This is a genomic window from Streptomyces sp. NPDC002784, from assembly GCF_053592135.1.
In genome coordinates, this window is sequence record NZ_JBSFVD010000004.1 from 116,137 (window position 1) to 128,582 (window position 12,446).

The following is a 12,446-nucleotide window of genomic DNA, read 5'->3' on the forward strand; positions in this document are numbered from 1 at the left end:
CGGGTCACGACGAGAGGGTGTGAGGGACCGATGACCACCGACCACGACGTACTCGCCCAGCGCTTCGAGGCGCACCGAGGGCGTCTGCACGCTGTCGCCCACCGCGTGCTGGGCTCCGCCGCGGAGGCCGAGGACGCCGTGCAGGAGGCCTGGTTCCGGCTCAGCCGGTCCGAGGCCGCGCGGATCGACAACCTCGGCGGCTGGCTGACCACCGTCGTCGGCCGGGTCTGCCTCGACATGCTCCGCTCCCGCGGCTCCCGCGGCGAGCGGCCCCTGGACACCGTAGGCCCGCGGCCCGCGGCCGGGGCGGACCCGGAGCAGGACGTGCTGCTCGCCGACTCGGTCGGGGTCGCGCTGCTCGTCGTCCTGGACACCCTCACCCCCGCCGAACGGCTCGCGTTCGTGCTGCACGACCTGTTCGCGGTTCCCTACGAGGAGATCGCGACCGTGCTCGGCCGTACGCCCGCCGCCACCCGGCAGCTCGCCAGCCGGGCCCGGCGCCGGGTGCGGGGCGCGGAACCGGCGGCGGGGGATCCGGCGCGGCAGCGGGCGGTCGTGGACGCCTTCCTCGCCGCCGTCCGGGACGGGGACTTCGACGCGCTGGTCGGGGTGCTCGACCCGGATGTGGTGGCGCGGAGCGAGGCAGGGGTGGCGACCGGTGCCCTCGCCGTGGCCAGGGGCGCCTCCGGCTACGCCGCCCTCGCGGGCCTCACCCGGCCCGCGCTGGTGGACGGTCGGGCGGGCCTCGCGGCGCTGGTCGACGGGCGGGTGGACCGGGTGCTGGCCTTCACGGTCGTACGGGACCGGATCGCCGCCATCGACATCGTCACGTCCCCCGAGCGCCTGGCAGAGCTGGAGGTCCGGCTCGCGTGACGGGCCACGCAGGCTCGGTGGCTCGGTCAGGCTGGCCGGGTTGGAGGTCCGGCTCGCGTGACGGGCCGCGCAGGCTCGGTGGCTCGGTCAGGAGACCTTCAGGACGCCTGCCGTCTGGCCTCGCTCGTCACGCCGTTCGGTCGAAGCCGTGGCCGAGGCGGCTTGGGCGGGCCGGAGATGCGGCTGAGCCAGGGGAGCTTCGGGCCCCTTCCCGCCGGGCCTCGCTCGTCACGCCGTTCGGTCGAAGCCGTGGCCGAGGCGGCTGGGCGGGGGGTGACTGGCTGGCCGGGCTGCAGGCGTGGCTCGGTCAGGAGACCTTCAGGACGCCTACCGTCTGGCCTCCGCTCGTCTCCCCGTTCGGGGCGAAGCCGAGGCCGAGGTAGAAGTTCTCCGGGCCGGTCGGGCCGGGGTGCCAGGTGACGTACATCTCGGTGCCGCCCCGGCGGCGCAGTTCCGCCGCCACCGACTCGACCGCGAAGCGGCCGTAGCCCCGGCCCTGTTCCTGCGCCGCGATGTTCAGACGCCACAGGCCGGAGCGGATGAGGGTGCCGTCGCCCTTCCAGTCGATGTCGAGGAACGCCATCAGGAAGCCCACCGCCCGGCCTTCGTCGACGATCAGGCGGGGCCAGGCGACCCCGGGCCAGACATAGGCCTCGGCCAGCGAGTGCGCCACCGGCTCGACCGCGTCCTCCTGGTCCGGGCGGATCCGGATGGCGAGGGCGTCCTCGACATTCTTCGGAGTGAGGGTTTCCAGGCGGGGTCCGGGCGTCGTCATGCGCGCACACTAGGCAGGAAGTTCACACCCCGTCATGTGAATTCCGGCTCAGCCCAATTGGCGATAGCGACCGCGGAAATACGTCAGCGGCCCGCCCTCCGCGCTCGGCACGCCCGCCGTCAGGACCCGGCCGATCACCAGGGTGTGGTCGCCCGCCTCCACCCGCTGCTCGGTGCGGCACTCCAGGGTGGCCAGCGCGCCGCCCACCAGCGCGGCACCGGTCGCCGCGCCGCGGACGTAGGGGATGTCCTCGAAGAGGAGGCGGTCGCTGATGCGGCCCTTCATGGCGAAGCGCCCGGCGATGTGCCGCTGGCTCTCGGACAGCACGGAGACCGCCCACAGGGGCTGCTCGTCGAGCAGCTCGTCCATCCGGGCGCCCGTGCGGAGGCTGACCAGGACCAACGGCGGGTCCAGCGAGACCGACATGAACGCCGTCGCCGTCATGCCCACGTCCTCCCCCTTCGGCCCGTCGGCGGCGAGCGGGGGTTCGAAGGCGGTCACCAGGACCACTCCGGCGGCCAGCCGGGACATGGCGGCGCGGAACTCGTCGTTGCTCACCCCCTCAGCATGCCCGGCGAGGGCGGGTGCGGTGATCGGGACCTGCGCGGCGCGGGGAGTGTTCGGCACGCCGGAAACGCTAGTCTCCGGGGCGAGGCCACCGCATCGGGCCCGGGGCCGAGAACGGACCTAGGACCTCCGACCGACGGCACCCACGGTTTGCGGTCGGTAAACGCACCGGAAAAACGCAGAAACACTGCGCAATTGTTCATCTTTAGCTGTGACTTGAGTCACAAGGGCCGGTAATTGTTGACCCTGTGTACCGGGTGGGCAGCGCGCTGTGATTCAGTGGCGGGGAACCTTCATCAAGAACAGCAAGGGCCCCGTACAGAAAACACGCCGAAGACAACCCTTGATTCGCTGCGAGGTCTCGGGGGGAGGGCGAGCATGGAGACCGAGTCGGAGCCGTACGTCCGTCTTGCGACCCTGCGACAACTGCACCAGGTCATGGCGGACATGAACACCGCGCGCAGCCTGGCGGACACGCTTCAGACCGTCGCCGACGGCGTCGTCACCGGCCTCGGCTACGAGCTCGCGGCCGTCAATCTGGTCCGCCCCGACGGCGACCTCGTCGTCGCCGCCCTCGCCGGGAACCCCGCCGCCGAGGCGCTGATCACCGGCAGGACCGGCTCCCGCGAGTCCTGGGAGCGCCGGCTGAGCATGGGCGAGCACTGGGGCGACCTGGTGTTCATCCCGCACACCGAGGGCTGGGTCCTCGACGACGACGACGTCCCGCAGTGGTACACCGACGGGCCCGCGCCCCGCTTCGAGGACGAGTGGCACCCCTCGGACCGGCTCTTCGCCCCCATGTACACGCCCGGCGTGCACGGCAGCGGCAGCGGCGAGCTGATCGGCGTCCTGTCCGTGGACCGCCCGCGCAACGGCCGGCTGCCGGGCGCGTGGGGGCGCGAGGCGCTCCAGATGTACGCGTTCCAGGCCGCCATCGCGATCAGCAACGCCCGCCTGCGGGCGAACATGCAGCGCGCGCTGGTCAGGCTGGAGCGCGAGCAGCAGGCGCTGCGCGCCAGCGAGGAAAGCTTCAGGCAGGCCTTCGAGTACGCCCCCTCCGGCATGGCCATCGCCGAGATGGGCGGCGACCAGCACGGCCGGATCCTGCGCACCAACGACGCCCTGTGCCGGCTGCTCGGCCGCCCCGCCTCCGCGATGCGCCGCTACGCCTTCTCCGACCTCGTCCACCCCGAGGACATCGGCACCCTGCTCAGGACCTCCGCCGAGGGCGGGCGCGCCGAGCTCCGCCTCGGCCGCCGCGACGGCACCTACGTCTGGGTGTCCCTGCGCAACAGCGTGGTCGCCGACGCCGCCGACGGACCGCGCTTCCTGCTGACGCACGTCGAGGACATAGAGGAGCGCAAGCGGCGCGAGCTCCAGCTCGCCCACCGCGCCTCCCACGACTCCCTGACCGGGCTGCCGAACTCCGCCGAACTGCGCGCCCGGCTCTCCTCGCGGCTGTGCCAGCGCCCCACCCACGCCGGTGCCCTGGAGTCCCTGGACGCGGCCTACGGTCACCCGGCCTACGACGTCAACGGCCACGGCTTCGACTTCCGCCCCGGCGCCGAGGCCTTCGACGGCTACGACCACCACGTCCACACCGTCGCCCCCGAGGGTGACAAGGACGACGGCACCAAGGGGCTCGCGGTGCTCTTCTGCGACCTCGACGGCTTCAAGTCGATCAACGACCGGTTCGGGCACAACGCGGGCGACGCCGTCCTCATCGAGGTCTCCCGCCGGCTCTCCGGGGCCGTCCGGGACGGCGACACCGTGGCCCGGCTCGGCGGCGACGAGTTCGTGGTGCTGGCCGACGGGCTCGGCCGGGCCGACGCCCAGGACCTGGCCGTACGGCTGCGCAACGAGATCATCCAGCCGATCCGGGTCGACGGCCGCGCCGTGCGGGTGGGCGCCAGCTTCGGCATCGGGTGGGCCCACTGCGGCATGACCGCGGACGAGGTGCTGAAATCCGCGGACGAGCGGATGTACGTAGAGAAACGATCTCGTCCCAAACAGCACAGACGTGCGGGATGAAGCCCAGGTCAGCGAGCTGATGCGGTCCGAGTCACCCGTTCGGGTCAGCCAGAGCGGGTAGGCTCGCCCTTCGTCACACGTACCGCATCCGCCCCGCACCTGGTGAGGAGACCAAGGGATGACGTCCGGCAACAACGGCGCCACTACGCCCGAGGACGACGACCCGTTCGGCTACCTCTACGCCGACGGGCAGGCCAACGGCGCCCAGCCACCGTCCGGTGGCTACGGCTACCCGAACTCGGTGAACCGGGTGCGCTCGGTCGGCCAGCGGCAGTACGGCCAGCAGACGGCGGCACCCTACGCACACGTGCCGCAGCAGCAGGGCGGGTACGCCCAGCCGAACGCGCACTACTCGGCCCCGGAGACCTTCCCGGGCGGCGCCCCGACCACCCAGCAGCAGATGGCCTCCTACAGCGACGGCATCGGCGGCGGCGGCCGGGGCCGGGGGCCGAACACCAGGGGGCTGCTGATCGGCGCGATCGCGGTGGTCGCCGCCGTCGTCATCGGTATCGCGGTGGCGATGGCGGGCGGCGAAGGCGACGACGACGGCGGCAGCCAGGCCGACTCCACGCCGACCCAGTCCCAGAGCACGGACCCGAGCCCGTCGGCCAGCAGCAGCGCCGAGGAGAAGGAGGAGATCAAGCCGATCGACGCCAAGGCGCTGCGCCTCGGCGGCACGGCCGCGATCGCCTCGGACGTCCAGGGCGCCCAGTCCTCCGGCGGCTTCTACGTCGGCAACCTCAACCAGGTCGGCAACTCCGTGACCTGGACGGTGGACCGCATCCCCGCGGACGGCGACTACACGCTGTTCGCGCGCTACAGCGCGGCCGGGGAGGACCAGTCGATGACGCTGACGGTCAACGGCAAGCCGTTCGGCTCCAAGCTGCGCATGGACAACTTCGCGAACGCCGCCGACGGCGACTTCGCCAAGGGCTGGACCACCACGTACGCCTACCCGACCCTCAACAAGGGCACCAACACCATCTCGGTGTCCTGCGCCGAGGGCGACAAGTGCAACGTCCTGCTGGACCAGCTGTGGCTGAAGTCCGGGCAGGTCAAGGGCTAGGCCGCGCCGGTCTCGCCCGTCACGGCCACCCGGCCCAGCAGGTCCTCGTAGGCCCGCCGGTCGAACTCCCCGGCCACCGGTGACAGCACGCTCGCCGCGGACAGGGCCGCCGCGCGGGCCAGCCGGTCCGGCCAGGGGACACCTTCGACCAGGCCCGACACCAGGCCCGCGACCGCCGCGTCGCCCGCGCCGGTCGGGTTGCCGCGCAGCGGTGCGGGCGGGACGGCCCGCCAGCGGCCCTCCGGAGTGAGGGCGAGCAGACCGCCGGCGCCCAGGGAGGCGACCACCGAGCGGGCGCCGCGGCGGCGGGCGTCCCGCACGGCGCGCGACGGCTCGTGGGAGCCGGTCAGCTCGGCCAGCTCGTCGGCGTTGGGCTTGATGAGGTCCGGGCGGGCGGCGACGGCCCGGCGCAGGGGTTCGCCGCTGGTGTCCAGCAGCACCGGGACGCCCGCGGCGCGTGCCGCGCGGACCAGGCTGGCGTAGGCGCCGACCGGGACGCCCGGCGGGAGGCTGCCGCAGAGGGCCACCGCGTCCGCCGACGCGAGCAGGCGGTCGTAGGACTCCTGGAAGGCGGACCACTCGGCGGGGGTGACGACCGGGCCCGGCTCGTTGAGCTGGGTCGTGTCGCCGGTGCGGCCGTCGACGACCGCGATCGTGCGGCGGGTCGTACCGGCGAGCGGGACGAGCGCGTCGCCCACCCCGGTGCCGTCGGTGAGCAGTTCGCGTACGACCCGGCCCGTCGCGCCGCCCGTGAAGCCGGTGGCGGTCACCTCGTGGCCGAGGGCCGCCAGCACCCGCGCCACGTTCAGGCCCTTGCCGCCGGGGCGTTCGAGGACCTCGGAGACGCGGTGGGAGGCGTGCGGACGCAACGCCGCTACGCGGTACGTGATGTCGAGAGCGGTGTTCAGCGTGACCGTGAGGATCACCCGGGCCGACCTCCCCGGGTCAGTGGTGCCGTCTGTTCCGGTCCTGATCATGCCAAAGAGACGGCGGCCGTCCCAGCCCTCGGAACGGCCGCCGTCGCGCGGATGCCGGACGGATCAGCCCAGTTGGGGATCGACCACCCATGCACCCCGGCGCAGCACGCCCTTCACCTCGTAGGCGTCGTCCAGAAGCACCAGGTCGGCGTACTTGCCCGGCTCCAGCGAGCCGATCGTGTCGGACATCCCCAGCAGCCGGGCCGGGTTGGTGGACAGGGCCTTCACCACGTCCTCCACGGGCAGCCCGTCGACCGTCACCGCCCGCTTGAAGGCGCGGTCCAGGGTGAGGGTCGAGCCGGCGATCGAGCCGCCCTCCACCAGCCGGGCGACGCCGTCGGCGACCTCCACCTCCAGCGGGCCGAGCATGTACCGGCCGTCACCGAAGCCGGCCGCGTCCATCGCGTCGGTGATGAACGCCACCCGGTCCGCGCCCGCGTGACGGAACGCCAGCTGCAGGGAGGCGGGGTGCAGATGCGTACCGTCGTTGATCAGCTCGACGGTGATCCGGTCGTCCTCCAGGAGGGCCGCGATCGGTCCCGGGGCGCGGTGGCCGAGGGCGGGCATCGCGTTGAAGAGGTGCGTCGCCACGGTGGCGCCCGCGTCGATCGCCTCGACCGTCTGCTCGTACGTCGCGTCCGTGTGGCCGATCGCCGCGATGACGCCGTGCTCGGCGAGCAGCCGTACGGAGTCGATGCCGCCGGGCAGTTCGGTGGCGAGGGTGACCATCCTGGCCTTGCCGCGCGCGGCGTCGATCAGCTTGCGCACCTCGGCCGGGTCCGGGTCGCGCAGCAGCTCCTCGGAGTGCGCGCCCTTGCGGCACGGGGAGATGAACGGGCCCTCGAAGTGGATCCCGGCGATGTCGCCCTGCTCGGCCAGCTCGGAGAGGAATCCCGCGCGCTGGGCGAGGAAGTCCATGTCACCGGTGACCGTGGAGGCGACGAGGGTGGTGGTGCCGTGGCGGCGGTGGGTGTCGATGCCCTGCAGTACTTCGTCGACGGTGCCCGAGGTGAAGGAGGCTCCGCCTCCGCCGTGGTTGTGGAGGTCTACGAAGCCGGGGACCAGGTAGTGGCCGGCTACGTCGATGAACTGGGCGTTCTCTTGCGCGGTCGCGGCGATGCGGTCGCCCTCGATGACCACCTGGCCTTCGCTGACGACTCCTGTGGGCATGACTACGCGGGCACCCTTGAGGATCGTCTGCGGGCCGGTGGGGGCCGAGCGCGCAGTTCGCCGCGCCCCTGGGGGGGTTGCCATCAGGCCGATTCCTCCTGGATCCGAGTTGTTGTGGCCAGCAGGTCCCAGGCCAGGAGGCCCGCACCAAGACATCCGGCCGTGTCCCCCAGAGCCGCCGGGACGATCTCCGGCACCTTCTGGAAGGTGACCCTGCGCCGGACGGCGTCCCGCAGGGGTGTGAACAAGGTTTCCCCCGCCTCGGCGAGGCCGCCACCGATGATCAGCGTGCGCGGGTCCAGCAGGGTGAGGGCGGTGACCAGGCCGTCGGCCAGGGCGTCCACGGCCTCCTGCCAGACGCGCACGGCGTTCGGGTCACCGGACGCGACGGCCTTGGCGCAGTCGGCCGCGTCCGCGTCCGGGTTTTTGTCCGCCCTGACCCAGGCCTCGCTCACCGCGGCCGCGGAGGCGAACCGTTCCAGGCAGCCGCGCTGGCCGCAGGGGCAGGGGGCGCCTCCGGGGCGTACGACGACATGGCCGATCTCGCCCGCGAACCCGTGCGCCCCGGCCTCCACCCGCCCGTCCACCCCGATCGCGCCGGCGATGCCGGTGCCGAGCGCCACGAACAGGAACCGGTCGGTGCCCCGGCCCGCGCCGACCCGGCCCTCGGCGAGGCCGCCGGTGCGTACGTCGTGGCCGAGGGCGGCCGGGACGCCGAGCCGGGTGGTGATCAGCTCCCGCAGGGGTACGTCGCGCCAGCCGAGGTTGGCCGAGTAGGCGGCGATGCCGGCCGCCTCGTCGACGATGCCGGGGACGGCGACACCGGCCGCGGCGGCGGGCTCGCCGAATGTCTCGGCGCCGTGCGCGCGCAGTTCGGCGGCGAAGTCGAGGATGCCCGCGACGACCGCGTCGGGGCCGCGCTCGCGTCCGGTCGGCCGGCGGGCCTGGTGCAGCAGAGCGCCGTCCGCTCCGACCAGGGCGGCCTTCATCCCGGTGCCGCCCACGTCGAGGGCGATGACATGTCTCACGGGGACAGTGTGGCCCGTCGACCCGGGAGAGGTCTAGTCCACTCACGTGGTGTAGACCTTATGGCGTCGGGTCGAAAGTTTTCGCAGGGTTGGGGCTGAAGAGCGGTGCAGCGGCGTGGGGCAGGGATGATCGCGGTGGTGTCCGCACTGGGCATGACGGCGGTGCTGGGCGGCTGCGGCCTGACCGGAGGGTCGGACGAGGTCACGCTGCGGCTGGTCGCCGCCGACTACGGCGACAGCGCGGCGAACAGCTCCCGGAAGTACTGGGCCTCGCTGGTCGAGGAGTACGAGAAGGCCCACCCGGACGTGAACGTCGAGGTCAGCGTCTACTCCTGGACCGAGGTCGACCGCAAGGTCAAGGAGCTCGTGGACGCCGGGAAGGCGCCCGACCTGGCGCAGATCGGGGCCTACGCGGACTACGCCAGGGCCGGGAAGCTGTACACCGCCAGCGAGCTGCTCTCCATCACCACCCAGGCCGACTTCCTCACGCAGCTGGCCGCCGCGGGCGCGGTCAACGGCACCCAGTACGGCATGCCGTTCGCCTCCTCCACACGTCTGCTCTTCTACAACAAATCCCTCTTCGAGCGGGCCGGCATCACTCCCCCCGAGACCTGGCAGGAGCTCGCCGCCGCCGCCGAGGCGCTGAAGGCGAACGGGGTGAAGTACCCGTACGCCCTGCCGCTCGGTCCCGAGGAGGCGCAGGCGGAGACCATGCAGTGGCTGCTCAGCGGGGGCGGCGGCTACACCGACACCGACGCCGGCACCTACGGCATCGACTCCGCGGAGAACATCGAGACCTTCGGCTGGCTGAAGGACGAGCTGGTCGACAAGGAGCTGACGGGACCGGTCGCGCCCGCCTCGCTCAACCGCGCCGACGCCTTCGAGGCGTTCACGGACGGCGACGTCGGCATGCTCAACGGGCACCCCTCGCTGATGAAGGCGGCCGCCGCGAAGGGCGTGGAGTTCGGCATGGTGCCGATGCCGGGCGAGGACGGCCCGAGCAAGGTCTCCATGGGCGTGGCGGACTGGATGATGGCGTTCAAGCAGAACGGCCACGCCAAGGAGACCGGCGACTTCCTCGACTTCGTCTACGACGAGAAGAACGTGCTCGCCTTCTCCCGCGAGTACGACCTGCTGCCCGTGACGAACTCGGTCTGGGACACCATGAGCGCCGCGGAGCAGGACGCCGACCTGCGGCCCTTCCTCAAGGCCCTGCCCACCTCCGAGCTCTACCCGGTGGGCCGTACCTCCTGGGCCGCGGTCAGCGCTGCGGTGAAGGAGAAGATCGGCACCGCGGTCGCCCCCGGCGGCAGCCCCGCCACGGTGCTGCGCCGGCTGCAGGTGACGGCGGTGGCGGAGGAGAGCGCGGAGTAGCCGGACTGTCGGTGGCGGGGGTTACCGTGCCAGGTATGGCACCGGACCCGCTGAACCCCAGGGAACAGTCCATCCTCGCCCTGGAACGCCGCTGCTTCCCCGGCCCGGGCGCCAAGGAGCGCGCGATACGCGAGGAACTGGGCCTGGCCCCCGTCCGCTACTACCAGCTCCTCAACGCCCTCCTGGACGACGAGCGGGCCCTCGCGCACGACCCGGTGACGGTGAACCGGCTGCGCAGGGTGCGCGCGTCACGGCGAGCGGAGCGGTGAGGCCCTGCTGACCGGCGAGGGCGGAGCTGGATAGGGTCGCCGTATGGGCAGCCACACCGAATCGACCTCCCTGCCGACCCCGGTCACCCCCGCCGGCCGGGCCGGCCTCGACGCGATCCTCGCCGAACCCTCGCGGGCGGTGATCGCCATCGACTTCGACGGGACCCTCGCGCCGATCGTGCCGGACCCCGAACAGGCACGGGCCCATCCGGACGCGGTGGGCGCGCTCGCCGCGCTCGCGCCGAAGGTGGCCGCCGTCGCCGTGGTCACCGGCCGGCCCGCCGGAGTCGCGGTCCGCTACGGCGGCTTCGCCGGGGTGCCGGGCCTGGAGCGTCTCGTCGTCCTCGGCCACTACGGCGCCGAGCGCTGGGACGCGGGCACCGGCACCGTCAGCGCCCCCGCCCCCGACCCCGGGGTCGCCGTCGTCCGCGCGGAGCTGCCCGGATTCCTCGACGGGGTCGGCGCCTGGCGCGGCACCTGGATCGAGGAGAAGGGCAGCGCGGTCGCCGTGCACACCCGCCGGGCCGGTGATCCGCAGGCCGCCTTCGAGGCCCTGCGCGAGCCCCTCGCCGAGCTGGCCGCCCGGCACGGCCTGATCGTCGAACCGGGCCGGCTGGTCCTGGAACTGCGCCCGCCCGGCATGGACAAGGGCGTCGCCCTCCTCGGCTACGTCCGCGAGACCGGCGCCACCTCGGTCCTCTTCGCCGGCGACGACCTGGGCGACCTGCCCGCCTACGCGGCCGTCGACAAACTCCGCGCCGACGGCACCCCCGGCCTGCTGGTGTGCAGCAGGGGCAGCGAGCAGGTCCCGGAGCTCCAGGAGAAGGCCGACCTGGTGGTCCCGGGCCCCGCGGGAGTGGTGGCGCTGCTGAGCGAGCTGGCGGCGCACCTGCGGTGAGCCGGCGGGATCAGCCGGTCAGCGCCCGCAGCTGGGACATGAACCACTGCGCGGGGGGCAGGGCCGTGGCCGCCGCGGCCAGCCGCTTGGAGCGGTCGGCCCGTTCGTGCGGCGGCATCGTCAGGGCCTCGTGCAGGGCGCGCGCGGTGTCCAGGACGTCGTACGGGTTCACCACGATCGCGTGCTCGCCGAGCTCCTCGTACGCCCCCGCCTCCCGCGACAGCACCAGCGCGCACCCCTCGTCGGAGACGACCGGCACCTCCTTCGCGACCAGGTTCATGCCGTCCCGGATGGGGTTGACCAGGGCCACGTCGGCGAGCCGGTACGCGGCGAGGGAGCGCGCGAAGTCGTCCTTGACGTGCAGCACGACCGGAGTCCAGCCCGGGGTGCCGTACTGGGCGTTGATCTCGTCGGCGACCCGCTGCACCTCCGCCGTGTACTCCCGGTAGACGGCGAGATCCTGCCGGGAGGGGTAGGCGAAGGCCACGTGCACGACCCGCTCGCGCCACTCGGGGTGGTCGTCGAGGAGCTGCCGGTAGGCCCGCAGCCCGCGCACGATGTTCTTCGACAGCTCGGTCCGGTCCACCCGGACGATCGCCCGGCGGCCCTCCCCGATCTCCGCGCGCAGCGCCGTCATCCGCTCCTCGACGTCCGCCTCGTGCGACCGGCGGCGCAGGAAGTCCGCGTCCGCCCCCAGCCCGTGCACCCCGACCTCGGTGTCTCCGAGCCCGCCCGCCAGCTCCGTGCAGCACGCGGTGAACGCGTCCGCCCAGCGCTGGGTGAGGAAGCCGAGCCGGTCGGCGCCGAGCATGCCCTCCAGCACCTCGCGCGCCACCTGGTCGGGCAGCATGCGGAAGTAGTCCACCGGGGCCCACGGGGTGTGCGAGAAGTGGCTGATGCGCAGGTCGGGGCGGAGCTTGCGCAGCAGCCCCGGCACCAGCGTGAGGTGGTAGTCCTGCACCAGGACCGCCGCCCCCTCGGCCGCCTCGTCGGCCAGCGCCTCGGCGAAGGCCCGGTTGAAGCGGACGTAGTTCTCCCACTGCCGCCAGAACGCGGAGTCGAAGGTGGGCTCCAGCGGGGTCTGGTAGAGCATGTGGTGGACGAACCAGAGCACGGAGTTGGCGACGCCGTTGTACGCGTCCGCGTGCACCTCGGCCGGTACGGCGAGCATCCGCACGCCGTCCTCGCCCACCCCGCGCCGCACCGCCTCGCGGTCGCCGTCGGACAGCGCCGAGCACACCCACAGGGCACCGGCGTCCGGGCCGATGGCCGACAGGCCCGACACCAGTCCGCCGCCCCCGCGCTTGGTGCGCAGCGAGCCGTCTTCCTGCACTTCATAGGAGACCGGGCCGCGATTCGACGCGACCAGCACCTGAGCGGCGCCGTACATGGAAGCCATGTGCTCCAACCTAGCCCGT

Annotated in this window: 12 protein-coding genes; 6 read left to right on the top strand and 6 right to left on the bottom strand. The window is 73.0% G+C overall.

Going from position 1 to position 12,446, the window contains the following annotated elements; translation table 11 throughout:
• Positions 1-30: 30 nt before the first annotated feature.
• The gene (locus ACWD1Z_RS10485; protein WP_451117346.1) at positions 31-873 is read left to right on the top strand and encodes a sigma-70 family RNA polymerase sigma factor; all 843 of its coding nucleotides are present in this window, start codon (positions 31-33) and stop codon (positions 871-873) included.
• Between the two features lie 307 nt (positions 874-1,180).
• On the opposite strand, the gene ACWD1Z_RS10490 is transcribed toward ACWD1Z_RS10485, so the two are convergent.
• Together ACWD1Z_RS10490 and ACWD1Z_RS10495 are read right to left on the bottom strand one after the other, a co-directional pair.
• Positions 1,181-1,648 carry a GNAT family N-acetyltransferase gene (locus ACWD1Z_RS10490; RefSeq protein ID WP_451117348.1) on the bottom strand — a complete coding sequence of 156 codons (468 nt, stop codon included), beginning with the start codon at positions 1,646-1,648 and terminating at the stop codon, positions 1,181-1,183.
• Positions 1,649-1,696: 48 nt separating this feature from the next.
• Positions 1,697-2,275: a flavin reductase family protein gene (locus ACWD1Z_RS10495; protein ID WP_451117350.1), complete on the bottom strand. Its 579-nt coding sequence runs from the start codon at positions 2,273-2,275 to the stop codon at positions 1,697-1,699.
• A 318-nt stretch (positions 2,276-2,593) separates the two neighbouring features.
• On the opposite strand from ACWD1Z_RS10495, the gene cdgB reads away from it, so the two are divergent.
• Together cdgB and ACWD1Z_RS10505 are read left to right on the top strand one after the other, a co-directional pair.
• A complete protein-coding gene (gene cdgB, locus ACWD1Z_RS10500; RefSeq protein ID WP_451117351.1) occupies positions 2,594-4,246 on the top strand; it encodes a diguanylate cyclase CdgB in 1,653 nt (550 codons plus the stop codon).
• A gap of 118 nt (positions 4,247-4,364) precedes the next feature.
• The gene (locus ACWD1Z_RS10505; RefSeq protein WP_451117353.1) at positions 4,365-5,312 is read left to right on the top strand and encodes a carbohydrate-binding protein; all 948 of its coding nucleotides are present in this window, start codon (positions 4,365-4,367) and stop codon (positions 5,310-5,312) included.
• Here the strand turns inward: ACWD1Z_RS10505 and ACWD1Z_RS10510 are convergent.
• The 3 genes from ACWD1Z_RS10510 to ACWD1Z_RS10520 all read right to left on the bottom strand — a co-directional run bounded on the left by ACWD1Z_RS10510 (position 5,309) and on the right by ACWD1Z_RS10520 (position 8,487).
• On the bottom strand, positions 5,309-6,238 hold the full coding sequence (locus tag ACWD1Z_RS10510) for a 1-phosphofructokinase family hexose kinase (RefSeq protein WP_451117355.1): 930 nt from the start codon (positions 6,236-6,238) through the stop codon (positions 5,309-5,311). The genes ACWD1Z_RS10505 and ACWD1Z_RS10510 overlap by 4 nt on opposite strands.
• 114 nt (positions 6,239-6,352) lie before the next feature.
• On the bottom strand, positions 6,353-7,543 hold the full coding sequence (nagA, locus tag ACWD1Z_RS10515) for an N-acetylglucosamine-6-phosphate deacetylase (protein WP_451117357.1): 1,191 nt from the start codon (positions 7,541-7,543) through the stop codon (positions 6,353-6,355).
• Positions 7,543-8,487, bottom strand: coding sequence for an ROK family protein (locus tag ACWD1Z_RS10520; protein WP_451117359.1), 945 nt, complete (start codon positions 8,485-8,487; stop codon positions 7,543-7,545). Before ACWD1Z_RS10520 ends, nagA begins: the two co-directional genes overlap by 1 nt.
• 126 nt (positions 8,488-8,613) lie before the next feature.
• On the opposite strand from ACWD1Z_RS10520, the gene ACWD1Z_RS10525 reads away from it, so the two are divergent.
• The 3 genes from ACWD1Z_RS10525 to otsB are packed head-to-tail and all read left to right on the top strand — an operon-like array spanning position 8,614 to position 11,028.
• The gene (locus tag ACWD1Z_RS10525; RefSeq protein ID WP_451117361.1) at positions 8,614-9,861 is read left to right on the top strand and encodes an extracellular solute-binding protein; all 1,248 of its coding nucleotides are present in this window, start codon (positions 8,614-8,616) and stop codon (positions 9,859-9,861) included.
• Positions 9,862-9,896: 35 nt separating this feature from the next.
• Complete coding sequence (locus ACWD1Z_RS10530; protein ID WP_451117363.1) at positions 9,897-10,130, top strand: DUF3263 domain-containing protein; 234 nt, start codon at positions 9,897-9,899, stop codon at positions 10,128-10,130.
• A gap of 43 nt (positions 10,131-10,173) precedes the next feature.
• Positions 10,174-11,028 (top strand): trehalose-phosphatase, encoded by an 855-nt coding sequence (gene otsB / locus ACWD1Z_RS10535; RefSeq protein ID WP_451117364.1) that lies wholly within the window; start codon positions 10,174-10,176, stop codon positions 11,026-11,028.
• 10 nt (positions 11,029-11,038) lie between these two features.
• On the opposite strand, the gene ACWD1Z_RS10540 is transcribed toward otsB, so the two are convergent.
• On the bottom strand, positions 11,039-12,427 hold the full coding sequence (locus ACWD1Z_RS10540; protein WP_451117366.1) for an alpha,alpha-trehalose-phosphate synthase (UDP-forming): 1,389 nt from the start codon (positions 12,425-12,427) through the stop codon (positions 11,039-11,041).
• Positions 12,428-12,446: the final 19 nt, after the last annotated feature.